The following is a 22,136-nucleotide window of genomic DNA, read 5'->3' as shown; positions in this document are numbered from 1 at the left end:
GCGGCTAGCGCGGCGGGACGCGGGTAGAAAGCGGCGGCGGCTGGTAGCCCACCTGGATGCGGCAGGTCTGCTTGCCGCCGTTGCCGTAGTCCCGTTCATAGCCCTTGCACAGCTGCGCCACTTTCCCGGGGGTCGGCTTTTCCCCCTTGTCCACCCAATCCATCAGCGCGGTGAACAGGGCGGGATACTGGGGCTCGCTCAGATAGCTGTGCTCGGCTTCGTCCGAGAAGGTCTGCACCAGCTTGTCGCCGCTGCCCGCGCGGTCGAAGATCTCGCGGTAGGCCGACTCGAGTTCGACGAAGGCCGTCGGATCGTGGATGGCATGCAGGGTCAGCACGGGCATCGCGAGCCTGCCCGTCGGCGTGCTGTCCACCATCAGCCGCCCCACGGCCAGCGGGTCCGCCCGATAGCGGGCCACCCCGGCGTTCAGCGCGGCATCGTCCGGCGAGCCGCCGTACACCACCTTCCCGTTGCCGAAGGGATTGCGGCCGTCCAGCCGTTCCTGCGCAAGGTCCCGGAACAGCCAGGTGGCCCAGTTCATGTTGGACACGAAGGTGCGTTCGGGAATCTTCACGACCGACAGGATGGTCTTGAGCCGGGCCGCCTGCTCGGGACTGCGCTGCGCGGCCGGCATGCCGACCCCCGTGCATGCCTTGATGCGCGCGGCCAGGTCCGCGCGGGTCAGCGTGGAATCCTTGGGCAGGCCCATCCACAGCGGGTATTGCGGCTCGTCGGGGCGCGGGTGGTTGCGGCAGACGTACTGGTAGACCACCCGCAGGTCCAGGCGAAAATCGTAGGCGGTATTGCCGCCGCCCAGCACGCCGCTGGTCAGCAGCACGGCATCGTAGGGGCCGGGCCGGCCCTCGACGGTGCCGTACAGTTCGGCGGCTTTGGACGCCACGCCGCCGCCGTAGCTCTGGCCGTGCAGCAGGGTGCGGCGGGGCTGGCCGAATTGCCGGACGAACAGGCGGCGCAGACGCTCGGTGTCCTCGGCCGCCATGGTCACGCCATAGCCGCCGCGGCGGTAGGACGAGCCGGCCCAGGCATAGCCCGCCTTCACGGTCACGGCCCAGCGGGTCAGGTCTTGCTGGCTGCGTTTCAGGGTGGACGGGCCCAGGTCGGGACCGCCGTGGGCATGCATGACCAGCACCCGGTTCCAGTCGCGGGGAATCGCGATCCAGTAGTAGGCGCCTTCGCTGTCCTGCCCGTTATAGCAACGCGCGTCGGCGGGGACGTCCTTGGGGCAGGGGGCGGGCCGCGCGCGGTCGGAGGCGGCGTGGGCCGTGGCGGCGCCCAGGGCCAGCGCGGCCAGCAGGGAGAATCGGGTCAGGGTTTTCAATGGCGGACTCCGGTGGCGAAGATGGCGGTCGATCCCGTATCCGAGGCATAGCCCAGGATGCCTTGGGTGAAAAGGAAATGGTCGTTGCCCGACGCGCCCGCCTGGGCGACGCCCGGCACCGGGGTGTCGTAGGCCACGGCCGTCGTGCCGCCGTCCATGTCCAGCGTGGCGCCGGACAAGGTGGCTTCGAGATTGCGCGCGCCGGTGCCGGCGATGGTGTAGACCCCATCGGCCGCGCCGGAAGCCAGCGACTGCTGCGGTGCGTACAGGCGCATGCCGTAGCTGGTGGCCGACTCCCGCACCAGTTGCAGCGGCACCGCGTTGCCGTTGACCAGCCCGATCACCATGGAGCCCGCGGGCGTGCCGCCGGTGGTGCTGGCCGGATCGGCGGGCGGGGTCGCCAGCAGGTCGAAAGCCCCGCGTCCGGCGTTGTAGCTGATGTATCCCTTGGCGGTGGACGTGCACGCGGCATCGTAGGTCATGAAGCCGCCGGTGACGGGATCCCGGCACAACTGGAAGGTGCCGGCGTTGCGCAGCCGGCCCGCAGCCTTGTAGGCCGCCGGCGTGCCGCCCGCGCCATGGTGGACGCCGATCAGGTCGTAGATGGCGGCGACCGGGTTGAAGACCGTGGGCGAGCTGGTGTTCTCGAACGTGGTGGCGAAGGCCAGCAGCGGTTCGAAGCCGCCGCCCGATGTCGGCAGCACGCCGCCCTGCAGGACGCCGCCCGCGCCGAACAGGTAGACCGCGCCGCCTTCGTCGCTGGCATAGGCGCAGGCCGTTTGCGCGCGCAGGCTGCCCTCGCGCACGGTGCCGGCCGCGCGTTGCAGGCTGGCGTCTATCGTGACGGTGTAGCGCAGCGAGGCCGGATCCACGGTCACCGTCAGTTCCTCGCCCAGCGTGTTGCCGCCCTTGTAGCGGGTGACCGCGGCGGGCAGGTGGGGGCAGGCCAGCGGGTCGCCCGTCTCCTGCACGCAGCTGTAGTTGACGGCGGCGTCCTGGCTGCCGCTGCCGCGGTATTTGGGCCAGGCGGGGTACTGGCACAGGGGCCGCGTGCGGCCATAGGTCCCGGCCACCGCGTCGGCCGCCACCGGCGTGCCCGGGGGCAGGCCTTGCTCCACCCAGCCTTCCAGCGCGGCCAGCGAATCCCAGTTGGGAATGAACACGCCGGTGCCATGGCCCATGCCGGGCACGGTGTAGAAGCGCACGCCCTTGTCCACGGCCTCCTGCCCCACGGCAGCCACCACGTGCTGGTAGTAGTCGATGGTGGAGTTGGGGCTGATGACTTCGTCGGCCAGGCCGTGCAGCATGATGAGCTTGCCGCCGCGGGACAGGAAGGGACGCAGGTCGGGATCGGTGGCGTCGGTGATCGCGGACACGGCCTGCACGCGCTCGGTGTACGGACCGGGGTTCCGCGGGTCGAATCCCTGCGTGTCGAAACTGGCCGAGCGGGTGACGAAATACTTGACCCACTGGTCGCCCGTCACGTACATGTTGGCATCGGCCGAGGTCGCCGGGTTGCCGGGCGCGCGGCGAGTGCCCAGGTCCCGCGTGGTGTAGGGGCCGGCCACCAGCGCGCCTTCCAGGATGTTGTAGCCGCCCGCGCGGTCGACGCCGTTGGCGAGCCGGTAGGCGGAGAATTCCAGCGGCGCCTCGAGCGTGCGGATCGTCGCCAGTTGCGCGGTGGACAGGCAGTGATCGCCTTCGTCGCCGCCCGAGGGGCAGCGCATGGCCGCCAGGTTGGAGGCGTTCAGCAGCCGGCAGCTTTCCACGTTGCTGACGATGCCGTCGACCGCGCCGTCCAGTTTGTCGCAGGCCTGCTTGACCGTGTTCTGCACCATCAGCGTCTTGGCCACGTTCAGCCAGCCGGCTCCGCCGTTGGCGTACAGGGCGCGGCCGAGCGCGACGTTGGACAGCCGTGTGCCGGAGTAATTCAACGCGGGTTCGTTGGCGATGACGCCGTCGTAGTCGGTCGGCCAGCGCTGGATGTGCGCCAGCGCGTCGCGGCCGCCGGTGGAGGTGCCCAGGAAATAGGCGTGCCTGGGCGCCATGTCGTAGTAGGCCCGCACCAGTTGCGCGGCGACGTCGCGGGTTTTCTTCAGCGACTGGCCGCCGTAGTTGGACAGGGCCTCGTCGTCGGCGGCGAACTTGCCGTCGGTGATGCTGCCGCTCTGGTGGCCGGAGTCGTCGCCGTAGGTGGCGTAGCCGAGGGCCAGCGGGGAGGGCTTGTCGGCGGGACCGAAGCGTATGGTCTCGGTGCCGTCGATGAGCCGGCCGTTGAAGCCGCCGCCGCCGAAGTGGATGGTCTTGCCGTTCCAGCGCAGCGGCAGGTTCAGCGCGAAATTGATATCGGGCGAGCCGGCGTTGACCGGCTTGATGAGGCCGCGGACGCGGCAGTAGGCTCCCAGGTTGTTGCCCTCGGCATCGGCGGGGACGTCGACCGCCTCGGACACCGTCGCGCCGCCCGAGGGCAGCGTCAGCTGGGCGGGGGAAAAGCCGCGCGCGGCCAGCGAGGCGCAGGCCAGCGCGGGGGCATAGGGCGGGCCCGAGGCGGCCGGAGGCTCGTCGGGCGGATTGCCGGCGGGCGCGTCGCCATCGCCGCCGCCGCAACCGGCCAGGGCCGCGAGGGTGGCAAGCAGCAGGGGCAGGGCGGGAAAGGGGCGGGATGCGGTCATCGTATCGTCTCCATGGCCGGCCCTCTCGAGGCGGGGCGCGTGCACGGCGGGATGATGCGAGCGCGCCGCTCGGTACGTCAAATACAATAAAAGCGGAGACTCGATATATAAAAAATATGGACTTGCGCCACCTGCGTTACTTCGTCACGGTCGCCGAGACCGGCCACATGACGCGCGCCGCCGAGCGGCTCGGCATCCAGCAGCCCCCGCTCAGCCAGCAGATCAAGGCGCTGGAGCGGGAGCTGGGGGTGGAACTGCTGCGCCGTCACCCGCGGGGCGTGGCTTTGACCGACGCCGGCCGGCACTTCCTGCGCGAGGCCGAGAACCTGCTGGAAGGCTATGCGCAGATGCGCCAGCGCATGGCGCGCGTGGCCAACGGCCAGGAAGGGCTGCTGGCCGTGGGTTTCACCAGCTCGGCCGCCGCGCACGCGTTCACGCCCGAGGCCCTGCGCCTGTACCGGCGGGACTATCCGGGCGTGGAGCTGGACATCCACGAGGACAATGCCGCGGGGCTGACCGCTGCCATCGCCGCCGGGCGCCTGCATTGCGGCCTGCTGCGCGTGCCGGTGTCGCGGCCCGACGGCCTGGTGTTCGAGACCCTGCTGACCGAGCCCGCGGTGGCCGCCGTGCCGTGCGACCATCCGCTTGCGCGGGGGCGGCAGGCAAGCCGGCCCGGCGCGATCTCGCTGGCCGAACTGTGCCAGGAGAAGATCATCCTGGTGCGCCAGCCGGGCGCCCCGGGCCTGTACGCCAACCTGCTCGCGCTGTGCGAAAGCCAGGGACTGCGGCCGCGCATCGCGGCCGAGGTCGACCGCATGATGACCAACCTGAACCTGGTGGCGGCGGGGGCGGGCGTGTCGGTCGTGCCCAAGTCCATCAGCGGCGCGCATGCGCATGCCGTGACCTATCTGCCGCTGGCGCGGGCCGAACGGCTGGACGCGCCGCTGACGCTGGTGTCCCGCCATGGCGAGGACAACCTTCCGGCGCAGCACTTCGCCGCCCTGGCGCGGCGGCTGGCGGCGGCGCGATGACGGCCGCGGGCCCGCGCGCGGCGCGCCGCCGCGTCCTGCTGGCCGCGGCCGTACTGCCGCTGGCCGGAGCGGGGGCGCGTGCCGCTGCCCCGGCGGACGGACGGGCCTGGCCGACGCGGGCCATACGCATGGTGGTCGTCTACCCGCCCGGCGGCGTGAGCGACACCATCGCGCGTATCCTGGCCGAGGCGTTGTCGCGCGACCTGGGCGTGCCGGCCTGGGTCGAGAACAAGGGCGGCGCGGGCGGAAGCGTGGGGATGGAGACCGTGGCGCGCGCCGCGCCCGACGGCCACACCCTGGCCTTTTCCGCGTTGACGCCGCTCACGCTCAATCCGCTGCTGAGCCGCCCGTCGGCCGACCATGATCCCCTGCGGGAGATCGCGCCCGTGGCCGCCGTGATGCGCACGCCGGTGCTGGTGGCCGGCACGCCGGCCTTTACCGGCCGCGATTTCGCCGGTCTGGTGGACGAGGCGCGGCGCCGGCCGGGGGCGATCCGCTGGGCCAGTTCGGGCGTCGCCACGACCGGCCACATGGTGATGGCGCAGGTGGCCGCGGCAAGCGGCGCGCGCATCACCCACATTCCGTATCACGGCGGCGGGCCGCAATTGAACGATGCGCTCAGCGGCCGCTTCGAGGTGCTGTCGACCAACGTCGCGGCCCTGCAACTGGATTATGTGCGCATGGGCAGGCTGAAGGCGCTGGCGGTGGGCGCCCCCGCCAGGCTGGGCGCGCTGGCGGAGGTGCCGACGCTGGAGGAGCTGGGCTATCCGCAAGCCAACCTGATGTCGCTGTTCGGCCTGTTCGCGCCCGCCGGCACGCCCCTGCCGGTGCAGGAAAGCATCAATGCCGCGGTCCGTCGCGCGCTGGTGGGCGGGCCGCTGGCCGCGCGGCTCGAAAGCGCCTACAACCTGCCTGCCATGGGTAGCGTGGAGGATTTCCGCGCAGCCGTTCGGGACGACTACGAGGCGAATCGCCGGCTGGTCAGGGCGGGGGCGCTGGGCAGCGGCCAGGCGCCCTGAGCAGCGGCTTCAACGCCGGGCCGGATGCTCCGCTTCCCGCGCACGCAGAACGATCAGCCAGGCCACGCCATAGGCCGCGGCGACCACGGCCAGGCCGGCAGGCAGGCTGTCCGTCCAGTCGGGCAGTCCATGCAACAGGCTGCCCATGATGGCGACGCCCAGCAGCGTGCCGATCTGCCGGTTGGCGTTCAGGATGGCTGCGGCGCTGTTGGCGTGCTCCTTGCCGCCGGCCTGCATCACGGTCGCGGTCATGGCGGGGATGGCGATGGCCGCGCCCAGGTTGCCGCAGACCAGCAGCGCCATCAGCAGCCAGTAGGGCAGCGCCAGGCCATCGAACGCAGCCGCCGCCGTGGCGAGCGTGGCGAGGCCGGTGCCGGCCAGCATCGGGAAACGCGTGCCGTGCCGGCTGGAGAGCCGGCCGGACAGCAGGTTGCCCAGCACCAGGATGAGCATCAGCGGCATCAATTGGAAACCGGTGTCCAGCGGCCCGGCGCCGCGAGCCCGCTGCAGGTAGAGGCTGAGCAGGAACAGTTGGCCGTACACCGCGAAGCTGGCCAGGGCCCCCAGGGCATTGGCGGGCAGGAAGCGCGGCGCGGCCAGCAGTTGCCGGGGCACCAGCGGCGAGGCGGTCCGTTGCTCGCGCCAGGCCAGCAGGGCGCCGGCCGCCAGGGCCAGGACCGCCGCCAGCAGGATGGGGGGCGCGGCCCAACCCCGCTCGGGGCCCTGGATGAGCGCATAGCACAGGGCGGCCAGCGCCGTGATGCCCAGCGCGTGGCTGGCGGGATTCAGCGCGCGCGGCCGGGCGGGAGCGGGCCGCACCAGCTTCAGGGTAAGCAGCGCGCCGGCGATGCCGATGGGAACGTTGATCAGGAAGACGCTGCGCCAGCCGAAATGCGCGATCAGCAGCCCGCCCACCAGCGGTCCGGCCGCCACCGACAGCGTGACGATGGCTGACCAGAGCGCCACCATCCGCGCCCGGACGCGTTCGTCGGCATAGGTGTGGACCAGCAGGCTGAGCGAGCTGGGAACGAACAGGGACGCGCCCACGCCTTGCGCCAGGCGCGCGCCGACCAGAGCCAGGCCGTCCTGGGCCAGGCCGCACGCCACCGAGGCCAGCGTGAAGACGGCCAGTCCCGCCAGATACACGGCGCGCGCGCCCAGGCGGTCGGCCAGCGCGCCGCCGACCAGCAGCATGGCGGCGAAGGCCAGCGTATAGCCGTCGACCACCCAGACCAGGCCCGACAAGGAGACCTCCAGGCTGCGCGCGATGTCGCTCAGCGCTACGTTGACGACGGTGACGTCGAGCATGGCCATGATGAATCCCACCGCCAGCGCGGCCAGCGGCATGGGGTCGGCCGATGCCTGGCGCGCGGGCGCCGGGGGGAGGGGAATGTTGGGGCAGGGATACCGCACGATCGTCGTCCGAAAAGCAAGAGAAGGCGTTATCCTAGGCCCGGGAATGATGCGGAAAAAGAGGTGAAAATGCGGTGTAGTGATGCAAAAATGCATTGCCTGGAAAGACGCCCGGCCGGTGCGAAGCGCGCATGATGAACTGGGACGATGCCCGGATCTTTCTGGCCATCCGGCGCGCGGGCACGCTGCGAGGCGCCGCGGCGCTGCTGGAAGTGGACCAGGCCACGGCCGGCCGCCGCCTCGCCGCCCTCGAGGCCGCGCTGGGCGCCCGCCTGTTCCTGCGCACGCCCAACGGCTACGTGCCCACGCCGGCCGGAGAACTGGCCGGCGCCGCCGCCGAACGGATGGAGCAGGCCGCCGACCAACTGCAGCGGCAGATGCAGGGCCTGGACGACAAGCTGTGCGGCGTGGTGCGCGTAGCCACCTCGGACACCATGGCGAGTTTCTACGTGATCCCGGCGCTGCGGACGCTGCGCGAGGCCCACCCCGACATCAAGGTCGTGCTGGGCACGTCCACCCAGGTCACCAACCTGACCCGGCGCGAGGCCGACATCGCCGTGCGCACGGTCAAGCCCACGAGTCCGGACCTGATCGCGCGGCGGCTGGCGCGCAGGCAGATAGGCGTCTATGCCTCGCGCGACTACCTGCGCCGCCGGGGCGTGCCGGCGATGGACGCGGCGCTCAAGGGCCACGACGTGATCCGGTACGACCGCGCGATCGGGCCGCTGGACGGCGCCCGGCTGGGCGGGGTGTCGACCGGCAATGCGCGGGTCGCGCTGGAAGTCAATTCGGGTTTGATGATGCTGGAGGCGGTACGGGCGGGCCTGGGCCTGGGCGAACTGGCCGTGCTGATGGCGCAGGACGATCCGGACCTGGTGCGCGTCTGGCCCGAGCGGACCGAGCGCCTGGACGTCTGGCTGGTGCTGCACGCCGACCTGAACCGCACGGCCCGCGTGCGGGCCGTGGCCGATGCCATCATCGCCGCGTTCAAGGGCGAAGACTGAGCCCTACAAGCCCAGCTGGAAGCGGGGCTCCATCAGCGGGTCGGGCCCGGGATGGTAGCGCGTGACCACGCCCTTGTCGGTGACGTAGACGTACATCAGCGAATTCCACACGCCGTCCTCGCGGAAGCGGTAGCCCCAGACGATCTGCTCGCCCTTCAGGCCGACGCGGGTGATCTCGGCCGGGGGGCCGAACTCGAACAGCAGCCGCTCGGTATCCCAGTGTCCCGAGTCCAGCATGCGGAAACGCTCGCTGGTCAGCGCCTGGGTGGTGCCGATGACCTTGCCGTCGGGGCCGACGTCGGTGATCCAGGCGTATTGCCCCATGGGCTGGCTGGAATAGATCAGGCGCTGGCCGCCGTTCGGCAGGGGGCGCTCGAGCGTGGGCCGGCCCAGGCGGGCCATGACGGCCGAGCCGGATTCGCCCGGCTGGATGCCGGCCGGGCTGGCGCAGGCCGCGAGCAGCGCCGCCATGCCCAGCAGGCAGGCGCCACGGCGCAAGATGATGGCGATACTCATACAATTCACCTAGTTCTTGGATTGACGACCGGAGATGACCGTGTTTCTGTCACGCAGGCGTGGCTGTGTTTCGCTGATTGTAGGACTTGTGCTGGCTTGCGCGGGTTCCATGCCCGCCTGGGCGCAGGGAGACGCGGGCGCGCCGGTGCGCATCGCCGTGATCGAGGCCATGTCCGGACCCTTCGCCAATACCGGCGAGGCCATCATGCGCAACCTGCGCTTCGCGGTCGAACGCGTCAACGCCCGGGGCGGCGTGAAGCTGGCCGACGGCGCGCACCGGCTCGAGCTCGTCCCCTTCGACAGCAAGAACCAGATCGACGAAGCCCTGCTGCTGCTGCGCGGCGCGGCCGACCAGTCCATCCGCATCGTCATGCAGGGCAACAGCTCGGCCGTGGCGGCGGGGCTGATCGAGGGCGTCAATCGCCACAACCAGCGCAATCCCGGCCAGCGCATGGTGTTCCTGAACTACTCGGCCGTCGATCCCGCATTGACCAACGAGAAGTGCAGCCCCTGGCACTTCCGCTTCGATGCCAGTTCCGACATGCGGATGGCGGCCCTGACCGAGGTCATGCGGCGCGACCGCGAGGTGCGCAAGGTCTACCTGATCAACCAGGACTACAGCTTCGGCCAGGAAGTGGCGCGCAGCGCCCGGGCGATGCTGGCCGGGAAGCGGCCCGACGTCGAGGTCGTGGCCGACGAGTTCCACGCCATCGGCAAGGTCAAGGATTTTTCGCCCTATGCGGCCAAGATCCTGTCCAGCGGCGCCGACACCGTCATCACCGGCAACTGGGGCAACGACCTGACCCTGCTGGTGAAGGCCGCGCGGGAAGCGGGATTCAAAGGCAGCTTCTACACCTTCTACGGCAATGCGCTGGGCGCGCCGGCCGCGCTCGGGGATGCCGGCGTGGGCAAGGTGCGGGCGGTGGCCGAATGGCACTACAACGCCGGCGAGCCCGGCATGGACCGCGCCTACGATGCCTATCGGCGCATGTTCCCGCGGCCGGGCGACGACTACCTGAACGCGCGCATGCTGCACATGACCGATATGCTGGCCGCGGCGCTGGAGCGGGCGGGCAAGGTGGACGCCGCCGCCATCGCGCGCCAGTTGTCCGGCATGCGGTGGGCGGCGGAGGGAGCGGACCTGTGGATGCGCCCGGACGACCACCAGGCGATCAAGCCCCTGTATGTCTTCACCATGCAGAAGATGGGCGCCGGCACGGTCAGGCGCGACGTGGAAGGCAGCGGCTACGGTTTCGAGACCACGCTGAAGGTGTCCGCGGCCGACCTGACGCTGCCCACGCGTTGCAAAATGGCAAAAATCCCTGAATAAGGCTATACTTACCGGCTAACTTTCAGTTTTTTCCGATTTTTAAAACTGATGGTTAATCTGCCGGCCGCAGCCAGATGAAAACGCGGCGGCCGGATCATCAACTTTCACGGCAGGGCGCCTCGGCCTTGCCGCCAGTCCGAGAGGAAAAAAATGTCCGTCGCCGACATCAACAAGGCCAATATCGTTACCGAATTCCAACGCGCCCAGGGTGATACCGGATCCCCCGAAGTGCAGGTCGCTCTTCTGACCGCCCGGATCAACGAATTGACCAGCCATTTCAAAGAGCACACCAAAGACCACCATTCCCGTCGCGGGCTGCTGCGCATGGTCAGCCGTCGCCGCAAGCTGCTCGACTACCTGAAGGGCCGCAACGCCGACGCGTACCGCGCCCTGATCGAGAAGCTCGGTCTGCGTAAGTGAATTTCCAGGGGATCGGGAACCTGGCGGGCGCTGCCGTCGCAGCGCCGCTCCGTGTTTCCGGTGGTTGCCGGTTTCGTCGCTTCCTGTTCGGGCGCGACGCAGCCGGCACTCTAGCAACCCCCTCCTGAAATATGAGAGTGCCTGTGTCAGGGACCGCCTGTCACAGGCATTTTCGTTTCAGAAGGGCAATCGCAAAGGATGCCTGTCATGTTCAATAAAGTCACAAAAACCTTCCAATATGGCCAGCATACCGTCACGCTCGAAACCGGCGAGGTTGCTCGCCAGGCTTCGGGCGCGGTAATGGTGTCCATCGAGGACACCGTCGTGCTGGCAACCGTGGTCGGGGCCAAGAAGGCCAAGCCCGGCCAGGATTTTTTCCCGCTCACCGTCGACTACATCGAGAAGACCTACGCCGCCGGCCGCATCCCGGGCGGGTTCTTCAAGCGCGAGGGCAAGCCCTCCGAAAAGGAAACGCTGACCTCGCGCCTGATCGACCGGCCGCTGCGTCCGCTGTTTCCCGAAGGCTTCTACAACGACGTGCATGTGGTCATCCACACGCTGTCGGTCAATCCCGAGATCGATCCCGACATCGCCGCGATGATCGGTTCGTCGGCCGCCCTGGCCATTTCCGGCATCCCGTTCAACGGCCCGATCGGCGCCGCGCGCGTGGGCTGGATCGATGACCAGTACGTGCTGAACCCCACCGCCTCGCAGCTCAAGACCTCCAAGCTGGACCTGGTGGTGGCCGGTACCGACGCCGCCGTGCTTATGGTCGAATCCGAAGCCCAGCAGCTGTCCGAAGAAGTCATGCTGGGTGGCGTGGTCTACGGCCACGAGCAGATGCAGACCGTCATCAACGCCATCAACGATCTGGTGCGCGAAGCCGGCAAGCCCGAATGGGACTGGAAGCCCGCCGCCAAGAACGATGCCCTGATCGCTTCGGTGCGCGCCGTGGCCGAGGACAGCCTGAAGGCTGCCTACCAGATCCGCTCCAAGCAGGAGCGCACCACCAAGCTGCGCGAAGTCTATGCCGACGTGCACGCCAAGCTGGCTGCCCAGGCCGAGGCTTCGGGCGCCGCGATCGACGGCGTCGAAGTGGACAACATCCTGTTCGACTTCGAAGCGCAGATCGTGCGCGGCCAGATCCTGAACGGCGAGCCCCGCATCGACGGCCGCGACACCCGCACGGTGCGCCCGATCAGCATCCGCCTGGGCGTGCTGCCCCGCGCGCACGGCAGCGCGCTGTTCACCCGCGGCGAAACCCAGGCCCTGGTGATCGCCACGCTAGGCACCAAGCAGGACGAGCAGATCATCGACGCGCTGATGGGCGAGTACCGCGATCGCTTCATGCTCCACTACAACATGCCTCCGTTCGCCACCGGCGAAACCGGCCGCATCGGCGTGCCCAAGCGCCGCGAAGTCGGCCACGGCCGCCTGGCCAAGCGCGCCCTGGTGTCGCTCTTGCCCGCGCCGCAGGACTTCCAGTACACCATCCGCGTGGTGTCGGAAATCACCGAGTCGAACGGTTCGTCGTCGATGGCGTCCGTGTGCGGCGGTTCGCTGGCCATGATGGACGCCGGCGTGCCCGTCAAGGATCACGTGGCCGGCGTGGCCATGGGCCTGATCAAGGACGGTGGCAAGTTCGCCGTGCTGACCGACATCCTGGGCGACGAAGATCACCTGGGCGACATGGACTTCAAGGTGGCCGGTACCGTCGGCGGCGTGACCGCGCTGCAGATGGACATCAAGATCCAGGGCATCACCAAGGAAATCATGCAGGTGGCGCTGGCCCAGGCCCGCGAAGGCCGCCTGCACATCCTGGAAAAGATGCGCGAGGCCCTCGAAGGTTCGCGCGGCGAGCTGTCGGCGTTCGCGCCGCGCATGCTTTCCATGAAGATCAACCCCGAGAAGATCCGCGACGTGATCGGCAAGGGCGGCGCCACCATCCGCGCGCTGACCGAGGAAACCGGCACGCAGATCGACATCTCGGACGACGGCACCATCGTCATCTCCAGCGCCGACCTGGACCGCGCCAAGGAAGCGCAGCGCCGCATCGCCGACCTGACCGCCGACGTGGAAGTGGGCCAGATCTACGAAGGCGCCGTGCTGCGCCTGCTGGATTTCGGCGCCATCGTCCAGGTGCTGCCGGGCCGCGACGGCCTGCTGCACATCTCGGAAATCGCCAACCATCGCATCGCCAACATCAACGATGTGCTGAAGGTCGGCCAGCAGGTTCGCGTCAAGGTCATCGAGGCCGATGACAAGGGCCGCCTGCGTCTGTCGATGAAGGCGATTGCTGCTGAAGGGTAAGTCCCCCCCTACGCGCTTACACGCGCGCCCCCCCGGGAGGCGGCACTGGCGGACCGGCGGAGCCGGATCCGCTGTGCCCTGGGTCCGGGGGGAGGGGTGTAGTGCTGACGGCGTCCTGCGGGGCGCCGTTTTTTATTTGTGGGACGTTTTCATCCTGTGGGGAGGCGACTTTGGTTTAGGGGACGGTGAGAATCCGGAGTTGGCGTGAACATTCGATACGTCAAGCTCAAAGTATATGTTCTTGTGCTATAGTTTTCTATGCTAGGGAATGCCACTTGCGGATTTTCAAGACCAAAGGCGTATGTCGGTTTGCCCGGGGTGAGCGGATCGCCGATGTCAGTCTGAAAGCCGCCATCGAGCGGGCGGAGCGCGGTTCCATCGATGCGAATCTGGGCGGAGGCTTCCATGGACATCGTTGGGCAAGCGTTGGCCGATGGTGATTTGCAGGAGATTGAACATGACGACGAGCAAGCCTGGCCGCTTGGCCAGTGAACTTCTGGAAATGGTCGACTCCCAGCACCGGTTGGGGATCATGGACAGGGCGACGCATCAGAAAATCACTGCCCGCCACCTGGGAGCGGATGCGCTGCCTACCTCGGAGCCTATTACGGCCGCTCAAGTGCGGGAAGTGCGCGAGAAGGCTCATCTCAGTCAAGCCGCGCTTGCCCGGTATCTCAATATGACGCCGGGCTATGTCTCGCAGCTCGAGCGCGGTGCGACGCAAGCGAAAGGCCCTGCGCTGGCACTGTTGAACGTTATCCGGCGCAAGGGAATCGAGGCGCTTCTCTAAATGTCAGGACCCGGAGCGAGCGATGGGATCGTGTTGCGATTTTCTTCACAAGCCACCGTGGTCCTACCGGGTGATCAGGAGTTCGACGGGGGTTTGACCAGGCTTTCGGCGGGGATGCCTAGCCCTTTGTGCAGATTCCAGATCATTTGCAGTGTCAGGCCGCGCTTGCGATTCAGGATTTCGTAGACGCGGTTGCGGCGGCCGATCATGGGCTCGAGGTCTTTGGCGGTCAGGCCGGCTTGCTCCATGCGGAATTTGATCGCTTCGACAGGGTCGGGGAGGTCGATGGGAAAGTGCCTGGCTTCGTAGGCTTGCACCAGCGTAGCCAGGATGTCCAGGCGATCGCCATCCGGCGTTCCGGGTTCAGGATCGCTTTCCATGAGGCGTGAGATGTCTTTCAGGGCCGCCTTGTAGTCCGCTTCGCTACGGATGGGGCGAATCTCCATGTCTTACTCCATTTCTATGGTCTCGGCATCGATCGCGTCATATTCCCGGTTGCGTCCACGTGGCTTGGCTTGCTTCATCCACCCAAGCCTTGAGGGGTTGCTCCGCGTCCGGATGGGTTTTTCAGAACTGGCGCAATGTGCTGACGGCAATGACCCGCATGAGTTCATGCTAGTCCCAAATTGGAGTTTCGCAAGTGGTTGTTCGAAGCACCAGCGGCACCCTACGGCAGCGGCGGCACGCCGGCGTTGCCGGCAAGATGCGTCAGCAGGTCCCGGACCGGGGCCGACAGGCCGGCCCAGTCGCGCAGGCACAGGCACAGGCGGCGGTGGGCCCAGCCGTCCGCCAGAGCGATGCGCTGGTAGGGATGGCGGCGGCGATGGCTCTGGGCGATGCTGTCGGGGACGATGGCCACGCCCACGCCATGCGACACCATTTCGCACAGGCCGCCGAAGGTGTTCATCCTGATGCGCAGGGCCAGCGCCTGGCCGGCGCGCCGCGCATGTTCGTCGATGTGATCCTGCAAGGCGCTGCCCGGGGCCAGTCCCACGAAGGGTTCGCGCAGGACTTCCGAGAACGGGACCACGCGCCGTTGTGCCAGGGCATGGCCGGTGGCGGCGATCAGGACGAGATGGTCGGTGGCGACGGGGTGCAGGCACAGCCCCTGGGCGTCGACCTGATCGGAGGTGATGCCGGCCTCGACCAGCCCGCTGGCGACGGCCTTGACGATCTCCTTGCTGGTGCGCTCGCGGATGTCCACGTTCAGGTGCGGGCGGGTGGCCATCCACGGGGCCAGCTTGCGCGGCAGGAAGGCCGTCAGGGCCGCGGTGTTGGCGTGGATGCGGATGGTGCCGCGGGCGCCGGAGGCGAAGTCCAGCAGTTCGCCCTGCATCAGTTCCCGCTGGCGCAGGATCAGCCGGGCATGGTGGGCCAGCGCCTCGCCGGCTTCGGTGGCGATCACGCCGCGATGGCGGCGCTCCAGCAATTGCACGCCGGCATCGGCCTCGATGTTGCGCAGGCGTTCGCTGGCCGAGGCCAGCGCCAGGTTCGCGCGCGCGGCGCCCTGCGTGATGCTGCCGGCATCGACGATGGCGAGGAACAGGCGCAGGTCCGCGAGATCGAGGCGCATGGACATTCTCCGTGGCGGATTGCCTTCGGGACAACCGAAGGCTCGGGGCATAGAACCGCATTGTGCCAAAGCGCGCCGACAGGCCCAATAGGCATGTCAAAGGAGACGGCAGTGACGCGCTCGCACATCTTTCCCCGCATGGTTCTTACCCTGGCGCCGTGGCTGTTTGCCGCGGCCGTCCTGGCGCCAGCCGCCTCGGCGGCGGCGCCGCTCTCGGAGATCGCCACTTCCGAGCAGTTCTATCAACTGGCGCTGGAGGCCCGTTCGGAAGGGGACTACGCCGCCATGCTGATGCGGCTGCGGCAGGCCGCCACGCGTGGCGACCTGGAGGCCCAGGAAATGCTGGCTTCGGTCCTGCTGGCAGGTCCGGCGCTGTATGGCGCCGGCGTGAAGGCGGATCCGTGCGAGGCGATGCACTGGGCCCACCTGGCCCTGGAACGGGGCAGCGCGACCGCACGGCATCAATGGATGGTTCTGAACGGCCTGCGCGACGTGCCGCGCATCCGCAAGGGCTGCCGGCCGCCGCCCCTGTACCGATAGGCCGGGGCCCTGGGCGCCGGAGAGGGGCGGTCTACAATGGCGCCTCCTGTCCACCCGCCCCGTCCCCATGGCCGTTCCTCGACTCGAACTGCGCGGGATCACCAAACGGTATCCCGGCGTCCTCGCGAACGACGAGGTCTCGCTGGCCATCGCGCCGGGCGAGATCCACGCCGTGCTGGGCGAGAACGGCGCGGGCAAGTCGACCTTGATGAAGATCGCGTACGGCGCGCTGGCGCCGGACGCGGGGCAGATCCTGTGGGATGGCCGGCCGGTGGCGCCGCGCGCGCCGGACGATGCGCGCGCCTTGGGCGTGGGCATGGTGTTCCAGCACTTCGTGCTGTTCGACACGCTGACCGTGGCGCAGAACGTGCTGCTGGGATTGCCGGCCGGGCTCGCGCGCGAGGTTGCGCGCGGCGGCGCCCCGAGCGCCTGGCTGGCGCCGCTGATCGAACGCTATCGCCTGGACCTGGATCCGGATGCCTATGTGGGCGATCTGTCGGTGGGCGAGCACCAGCGCGTCGAGCTGCTGCGCGCCCTGGCCGCGCGGCCGCGCCTGCTGATCCTGGACGAACCCACGTCGGTGCTGTCGCCCGAGGCCAGGACGGCCTTGTTCGCCACCCTGCGGCAACTGGCGGCCGAGGGGTGCAGCGTGGCCTACATCAGCCACAAGCTGGCGGAGATCCGCGAATTGTGCGATCGCTGCACGGTGCTGCGGGCGGGCCGTTCGGTGGCCGTGGTCGATCCGCGCGACATGGCGCAGGACGAACTGGCCACCCTGATGCTGGGAACAGCGGTGGACGACGTTCGCAGCGCTTCGCCGCGTCCGGCGGGCGATACGGTGTTGAGCGTGAAGAACTTGTCGATACCCGCTCCGGCGGGCCAGCGCGTGGGCTTGCACGACGTGTCGTTCGAGCTGCGGGCCGGCGAAATACTGGGCGTGGCGGGGGTGTCGGGCAACGGCCAGTCGCTGTTGCTGTCGGCGTTGTCGGGCGAAGATATCCGCATGCCGCACGATGCCGTGCGCCTGATGGGGCAGTCCATCGGCCGGCTTCGGCCGGCCGCGCGGCGCGAGCTGGGACTGCGCGCGATTCCCGAGGAACGCCTGGGGCGGGGTTGTGTGCCCGAGATGGGGCTGGACGAGAACATGCTGCTGACCCTGGCACCCGGGCAAGCGTCATCCGGAGGCTGGATACGGCGGCGCGCACTGGTCCAGGCCGCCGCCCGCGTCATCGGGCGCCACGGCGTGCGGGCGGTGTCGCCGCGCGCGCCGGCACGCAGCCTGTCCGGCGGCAATCTGCAGAAATTCATGGTGGGCCGCGAGCTCGATGGCGAACCGCGCGTGCTGCTGGCGGCTCAGCCGACCTGGGGCGTGGACATCGGCGCCGCCGCCCGCATCCACCAGGCGCTGATCGATCTGCGCGACGCCGGTGGCGCGGCCCTGGTCATTTCCGAGGACCTGGACGAGTTGCTTGCGCTGTGCGACCGGCTGGCCGTGATGGCGGGCGGGCGGTTGTCGCCGGCGGTGGCGCGTGCCCGGGTCACGGCCGACATGCTGGGGCGGTGGATGGAAGGACGGTGGACCCATGATCCAGCTTGAGCCGCGCGCCGCCGCCTCGCGGCTGGCGGCCTGGCTGTCGCCGCTGGTCGCGCTGGCGCTGACCATGCTGGGCGGCGCCGCGCTGTTCGCGATGCTGGGGATCGACGCCTGGCAGGGGCTGCGGCTGTTCCTGGTCGAGCCTTTCAACGGGGTCTACGCGTGGGGCGAACTCGCGGTCAAGGCGGTGCCGCTGGTTCTGTGCGCGGTGGGACTGTCGCTGTGTTTCCGGGCCAACGTCTGGAACATCGGCGCCGAAGGGCAGTTGATCGCGGGCGCCATCGCGGGCGGCGGCGTGGCCCTGCTGGCCGGGCCGGACACGTGGCGGGGCTACGTGGCGCTGGTCATGGCCGCGGGCATGCTGGGAGGCATGCTGTGGGCCGCATTGACGGCCTGGCTCAAGGACCGGTTCGGCGCCAATGAAATGCTGGTCAGCCTGATGCTGACCTACGTCGTGCAGCTCCTGCTCGGCTATCTGGTATTCGGGCCCTGGCGCGATCCTTATGGCTACAACTTCCCGCAGTCCCGATCATTCGACGAGGCAGCCGTGCTACCCGTGCTCTGGGAAGGCACACGCGCCCACGCCGGGTTGTGGCTGGCGCTCGCGGCCACCGGCGCGGCCTGGCTGTTCCTGGCGCGATCCCATCCGGGCTTCCGCCTGCGCGTGACGGGCGCCGCGCCCGCCGCCGCGCGCTATGCGGGGTACTCCCCGCGCCAGGCTCTGTGGACGTCCATGCTGGCGTGCGGCGCGCTGGCCGGACTGGCCGGCATAGGAGAAGTCGCGGGGCCGATGCAGCGGCTCACGACCTCGGTGTCGCCGGGCTATGGCTTCGCGGCGGTGATCGCGGCTTTCCTGGGGCGCCTGCATCCGGCCGGCGCGCTGCTGGCCGGCCTGGTCATGGCCGCGCTTTACATCGGCGGGGAACTGGCACAGTCGCGCCTGGGCCTGCCGGCTTCCATCGTCGGCGTGTTCCAGGGGCTGGCGCTGGCGTTGCTGCTGCTGGGCGATACGCTGGTGCGCTATCGCATCCGCTGGCGCCGCCCTGCGGCCGCGGCAAGGTGAGCGGCATGGACAGCCTGTTGCCACTCCTGGCCGCGACGCTGAACGCCGGCACGCCGCTGGCGCTGGCGGCGCTGGGGCTGGCCATCCACGAACGCGCGGGCGTGATCAATCTCGGGGCCGAGGGCATGATGCTGCTGGCCGCCGCGGCCGGCTTCGCAGTGGCCTTCCACACCGGTAGCCCCGCATGGGGACTGGCGGCGGGGGCCGCGGCGGGAGCCGTGCTGGCCGCCGTGTTCGCGCTGCTGGTCGTGGTGTTCAATGCCAGCCAGTACGGCAGCGGCCTGGCGATCATGCTGCTGGGGTCGGGGCTGTCGGCCTTCGCCGGCGTGTCCTATGCGGGGCGTTCGCTCGCGCAGGGCCAGGCCGGGCTGCCGTGGCTGCGGGACATACCCGGGCTGGGCGGCACCGTGTTCGCACTGCATCCGCTGGTGTATGCGACGATGGCGCTGGCCTGCCTGCTGACCGCATTCCTGTATCGCACGCGAACCGGCATGCTGCTGCGGGCGGTGGGGGAGTCGCCGGAGTCGGCGCATGCGCTCGGCTATCCGGTGGGCTGGATACGCGCGCTGGCGATCCTCGCGGGCGGCCTGTGCTGCGGGCTTGCGGGGGCGTACCTGTCGGTGGTCTACACGCAGTTGTGGAGCGAAGGCATGGTGGCCGGCCGGGGCTGGATGGCGCTGGCGCTGATCGCCTTCGGCATGTGGCATCCCCTGCGCATCCTGCTGGGCGCGTATCTGTTCGGCGGCCTGACCATGCTGCAGTTCCAGCTGCAAGGCATGGGCGTGCAGGTGCCCTCGCAATTCCTGGCGATGCTGCCCTATGTCTGCACCATCGCCGTGCTGGCTCTGCGGGGCGGAAACCCCGGCTGGATGCGCCGGAACATGCCGCGTTCGCTGGGCCGGCCTTTCCTGCCCGAACGCTAGGGCGTGCCATGCCGGCCCGTCAGCGGCCGGAGGCGGGAACCAGCGTCAGGCGGTGGACATCGGGGCCGGGCAGGAAAGGTGTGGCCTCGCCATCCGTCCACGCCGAGTGGCCGGCCAGGAAGAAGGGCGACAGCGGATGGCCCGAGGCGCCGCCCGGCATTTCCATCAGTCCGTGTTCCTCGTGTCCCGGCGACACCACGAAGCGCTCGGACGCGCCGAACGAGGCGCCCTGGATGCGCGGCATGTGGATGTCGCCCGGCATGGGGCGCACGGGCGCCGACAGCCACGGCCTGACGGCCGCGGGCAGCACCCGGGCCAGCGGATGTTCCATGGCGAGGCGGTTGCGGTCGCCCCAGCGGATGTCGTCCAGCGGGCGGCCACCGGCGGCGACCGAGGCGATGGCCGTGTCGATGCGTTCGAGCATGAAGGCGCGCCAGTCCGCGGCATAGGCCGGTTTCCAGGCCCGGGCGCGCACCAGGCTTTCCATGGTGGCCAGCACGCGTGACGAGGCGCGGCGCATCGACAGTCCGCCATCGATGTCCGCCAGTTTCTCGTCCAGCGCGCCGAACCAGGCGTCGTACAAGGCGTCGTGGTAGGCGCGCAGTAGCGCGTAGCCGGCGCTGCCGGCATCGGCGCGCCCGTTCCAGGCCTGCAGGAGGCGCCGGAAGGCGGCCCGTTGCGGATGGCCGGCGACGGCGGCATGGTCCAGCTCGGCCAGGGCCTGATCGCGCAGGAAAGAAACCCAGGCGGCGCGGTCGTCCAGCTGGATGGCCAGCAGGTCGCGCTCGTTGAAGCGTTCGCCGGCGAACAGCGCGTTGCGTATCTGCGTTCCGCGGGCGCCGACATCGGCGCCGCCGTCGCCTATCTTGCGCTGTGTGTCGTCGTCGGCGAGCTGGGTGCTGTTGGCCGTCCAGAGCCGGCCGTAGGCCGGCGCCCGGATCGCGGGATAGTCGGTGGGCGTCAGGCGCCCGAGCGGCGCGCCTGCATGGCCGGCCGCGACCGGGAAGCCCAGCGGGTCGAGCGTGGCGGTGGGCAGCGGTCCCGCCAGCGTCCAGCCTATGTTGCCGGCGCGATCGGCCACCACCAGGTTCTGCGTGGGGATGCCGGCGGTCTGCGCGACGTGCATCGCCTGGCCGACGTCGCGGGCGTCCTCCATGCCGGCCAGCCCCACGTTGGCGGCATCGGTCAGGTAGGCGATCCAGCGTATCGCGTAGGCCTTGCCGTTGGCCTGCCGCAGCGGACCCCATGGGGTCTCGCGCACGGGCAGCATGACCGGCGGCGCGCCTTTCACCTCGATGCGCTCCATCGTTTCCGATGCGGTTTCCCACGTTCCTGCCGGACCCCGGTAGCGGGAAGGATCGGCCGCATCGGTCTCCAGACGTACCAGATCGATGAAATGGCCATAGCTGTTGGTGAAGCCCCAGGCGACGTCGCCATTGCTGCCGGCCACCACGATGGGGGCGCCGGGAAGGCTGACGCCACTGATGCGCCGTGCGCCGGAGCCCGACGGAAATTCCAGGGTCAGCCGATACCAGACGTTGGGCAGGCGCAGGCCCAGGTGCATGTCGTTGGCCACCAGCGCGCGGCCGTCGGCGCCATGGCGTGCGTCGATGGCCCAGCCGTTGCTGCCCAGCGCCGACGAGGCGGTCCCGGCATCCACCATCAGCTCGGCGGGAATCACGCCGCGCGTGCGCGGCGGACGGGGCGTGTCTATCCAGTCGGGATGCGCATCGACCAGCGCGGTGTCCGGCGCGGCCGGCCGCGCGGAATAAGGCGGGCGGTCCAGGGGCGCATCCCAGTGACTGCGCGTGGGCAGCAGCGCCGAGAGCAGCGGAGCGGGCAGGAGGTCGCGCAGCGCGTCGCGCGAGCGCACCCGCAGCAGCTCGCCGCCTTGCAGGTCCAGGTACATCGCATAGATCGCCAGCAGCGTATCCACGGGCCGCCAGGGTTGCGGCGGCGCGCCCAGCAGGACGTATTCGAACGGCCGTGCGTCCAGCGCGGCCAGGCCGGCATTGACACCGTCCGCGTAGCGTTCCAGCAAGGCGCGGTGGGCGGGCGGCAGCGCGGCGTAGGCCTGCTCCGCGCGGGCGCGGAAGCGGTGCACGCGCACGCGCCGGTCCAGCGGCACGGCGGCCTCGCCCACCAGCGCGGCCAGCTCGCCGGCGGCCGAGCGCCGCACCAGGTCCATCTGGAAATAGCGGTCCTGCGCATGGGCGAAGCCCGTCGCGTAGGCGGCGTCGGCACGGTTGGCCGCGCGTATCGTGACGCTGCCCTGGGCGTCGCGCGCGATCGTGGCGGGCCGTGCCGTACCGGCCACGCTGAGTTCGCCGTCGACCTGGGGCAGGCTGGCGCGCAGGGTGAGCCAGGCAGCCGCGATGGCGGCGATGCCAAGGATGAGCACGCCTGCCACCGTGAACAGGGCGAGACGGGCGGGGCGTTGGGGGCTGCGGAGTTTCATGGTGCGCGGCTTGCCGTCCAATGTGTTTGCCGGGCACATTGTGCCCGTTCTGTTTCAAGCGCACGACACCGTGGAGGGTTCGTAAAAAGGCCGCACGTCGCCGTGCGGCCCGGCAGCGGGCCGAAGCCCGCCGGATACCGA

19 protein-coding genes are annotated in these 22,136 nt (G+C 69.6%); 12 read left to right on the top strand and 7 right to left on the bottom strand.

Annotation, left to right across the window (positions count from 1 at the left end; translation table 11 throughout):
• Window positions 1-4: 4 nt before the first annotated feature.
• Window positions 5-1,339 (bottom strand): lysophospholipase, encoded by a 1,335-nt coding sequence (locus EGT29_RS16980; RefSeq protein ID WP_238160044.1) that lies wholly within the window; start codon window positions 1,337-1,339, stop codon window positions 5-7.
• The gene (locus EGT29_RS16975; protein ID WP_124690084.1) at window positions 1,336-4,011 is read right to left on the bottom strand and encodes a tannase/feruloyl esterase family alpha/beta hydrolase; all 2,676 of its coding nucleotides are present in this window, start codon (window positions 4,009-4,011) and stop codon (window positions 1,336-1,338) included. Before EGT29_RS16975 ends, EGT29_RS16980 begins: the two co-directional genes overlap by 4 nt.
• 116 nt (window positions 4,012-4,127) lie before the next feature.
• Between EGT29_RS16975 and EGT29_RS16970 the strand changes: the two genes are divergently transcribed.
• Both EGT29_RS16970 and EGT29_RS16965 read left to right on the top strand, forming a co-directional pair.
• Window positions 4,128-5,042: a LysR family transcriptional regulator gene (locus tag EGT29_RS16970; RefSeq protein ID WP_124690083.1), complete on the top strand. Its 915-nt coding sequence runs from the start codon at window positions 4,128-4,130 to the stop codon at window positions 5,040-5,042.
• Window positions 5,039-6,061 carry a tripartite tricarboxylate transporter substrate binding protein gene (locus EGT29_RS16965; RefSeq protein WP_124690082.1) on the top strand — a complete coding sequence of 341 codons (1,023 nt, stop codon included), beginning with the start codon at window positions 5,039-5,041 and terminating at the stop codon, window positions 6,059-6,061. The genes EGT29_RS16970 and EGT29_RS16965 overlap by 4 nt, the downstream gene beginning before the upstream one ends.
• Window positions 6,062-6,070: 9 nt before the next feature.
• Here EGT29_RS16965 and EGT29_RS16960 read toward each other — a convergent pair whose 3' ends face one another.
• Window positions 6,071-7,474 (bottom strand): MFS transporter, encoded by a 1,404-nt coding sequence (locus EGT29_RS16960; protein ID WP_238160042.1) that lies wholly within the window; start codon window positions 7,472-7,474, stop codon window positions 6,071-6,073.
• Window positions 7,475-7,608: 134 nt separating this feature from the next.
• Between EGT29_RS16960 and EGT29_RS16955 the strand changes: the two genes are divergently transcribed.
• Window positions 7,609-8,478, top strand: coding sequence for a LysR substrate-binding domain-containing protein (locus EGT29_RS16955; protein ID WP_124692403.1), 870 nt, complete (start codon window positions 7,609-7,611; stop codon window positions 8,476-8,478).
• Window positions 8,479-8,481: 3 nt separating this feature from the next.
• On the opposite strand, the gene EGT29_RS16950 is transcribed toward EGT29_RS16955, so the two are convergent.
• A complete protein-coding gene (locus EGT29_RS16950) occupies window positions 8,482-8,994 on the bottom strand; it encodes a hypothetical protein (RefSeq protein ID WP_124690081.1) in 513 nt (170 codons plus the stop codon).
• A gap of 109 nt (window positions 8,995-9,103) precedes the next feature.
• Between EGT29_RS16950 and EGT29_RS16945 the strand changes: the two genes are divergently transcribed.
• The 5 genes from EGT29_RS16945 to EGT29_RS16925 all read left to right on the top strand — a co-directional run bounded on the left by EGT29_RS16945 (window position 9,104) and on the right by EGT29_RS16925 (window position 13,844).
• Window positions 9,104-10,324, top strand: coding sequence for a branched-chain amino acid ABC transporter substrate-binding protein (locus EGT29_RS16945; RefSeq protein ID WP_370282417.1), 1,221 nt, complete (start codon window positions 9,104-9,106; stop codon window positions 10,322-10,324).
• Window positions 10,325-10,474: 150 nt separating this feature from the next.
• Window positions 10,475-10,744 (top strand): 30S ribosomal protein S15, encoded by a 270-nt coding sequence (gene rpsO / locus EGT29_RS16940; RefSeq protein ID WP_124690079.1) that lies wholly within the window; start codon window positions 10,475-10,477, stop codon window positions 10,742-10,744.
• A 207-nt stretch (window positions 10,745-10,951) separates the two neighbouring features.
• The gene (gene pnp, locus EGT29_RS16935) at window positions 10,952-13,054 is read left to right on the top strand and encodes a polyribonucleotide nucleotidyltransferase (RefSeq protein WP_124690078.1); all 2,103 of its coding nucleotides are present in this window, start codon (window positions 10,952-10,954) and stop codon (window positions 13,052-13,054) included.
• 185 nt (window positions 13,055-13,239) lie between these two features.
• On the top strand, window positions 13,240-13,494 hold the full coding sequence (locus EGT29_RS28935; RefSeq protein WP_370282416.1) for a type II toxin-antitoxin system RelE/ParE family toxin: 255 nt from the start codon (window positions 13,240-13,242) through the stop codon (window positions 13,492-13,494).
• Between the two features lie 17 nt (window positions 13,495-13,511).
• A complete protein-coding gene (locus EGT29_RS16925) occupies window positions 13,512-13,844 on the top strand; it encodes a DNA-binding transcriptional regulator (protein WP_124690076.1) in 333 nt (110 codons plus the stop codon).
• A gap of 74 nt (window positions 13,845-13,918) precedes the next feature.
• Here the strand turns inward: EGT29_RS16925 and EGT29_RS16920 are convergent, their stop codons facing one another.
• Window positions 13,919-14,290 (bottom strand): type II toxin-antitoxin system HigA family antitoxin, encoded by a 372-nt coding sequence (locus EGT29_RS16920; protein WP_124690075.1) that lies wholly within the window; start codon window positions 14,288-14,290, stop codon window positions 13,919-13,921.
• A gap of 221 nt (window positions 14,291-14,511) precedes the next feature.
• Window positions 14,512-15,417 (bottom strand): LysR family transcriptional regulator, encoded by a 906-nt coding sequence (locus tag EGT29_RS16910; RefSeq protein WP_124690074.1) that lies wholly within the window; start codon window positions 15,415-15,417, stop codon window positions 14,512-14,514.
• Window positions 15,418-15,528: 111 nt separating this feature from the next.
• On the opposite strand from EGT29_RS16910, the gene EGT29_RS16905 reads away from it, so the two are divergent.
• From EGT29_RS16905 to EGT29_RS16890, 4 genes are all read left to right on the top strand, one after another.
• Window positions 15,529-15,957 carry a sel1 repeat family protein gene (locus EGT29_RS16905; RefSeq protein WP_238160040.1) on the top strand — a complete coding sequence of 143 codons (429 nt, stop codon included), beginning with the start codon at window positions 15,529-15,531 and terminating at the stop codon, window positions 15,955-15,957.
• Between the two features lie 67 nt (window positions 15,958-16,024).
• Entirely contained in the window at window positions 16,025-17,554 is a 1,530-nt protein-coding gene (locus EGT29_RS16900) for an ABC transporter ATP-binding protein (protein ID WP_124690073.1), read from the top strand.
• Entirely contained in the window at window positions 17,541-18,614 is a 1,074-nt protein-coding gene (locus EGT29_RS16895; protein WP_124690072.1) for an ABC transporter permease, read from the top strand. The genes EGT29_RS16900 and EGT29_RS16895 overlap by 14 nt, the downstream gene beginning before the upstream one ends.
• 5 nt (window positions 18,615-18,619) lie before the next feature.
• Window positions 18,620-19,537, top strand: coding sequence for an ABC transporter permease (locus EGT29_RS16890; RefSeq protein ID WP_124690071.1), 918 nt, complete (start codon window positions 18,620-18,622; stop codon window positions 19,535-19,537).
• Window positions 19,538-19,556: 19 nt separating this feature from the next.
• Here the strand turns inward: EGT29_RS16890 and EGT29_RS16885 are convergent, their stop codons facing one another.
• A complete protein-coding gene (locus EGT29_RS16885; protein ID WP_124690070.1) occupies window positions 19,557-21,995 on the bottom strand; it encodes a penicillin acylase family protein in 2,439 nt (812 codons plus the stop codon).
• Window positions 21,996-22,136 lie beyond the last annotated feature (141 nt).

The organism is Pigmentiphaga sp. H8, from assembly GCF_003854895.1.
In the GTDB taxonomy this organism is placed as follows: domain Bacteria; phylum Pseudomonadota; class Gammaproteobacteria; order Burkholderiales; family Burkholderiaceae_B; genus Pigmentiphaga.
The sequence above is the reverse complement of the archived record's forward strand: the minus strand, read 5'-3'. Positions and strand labels throughout refer to the sequence as shown.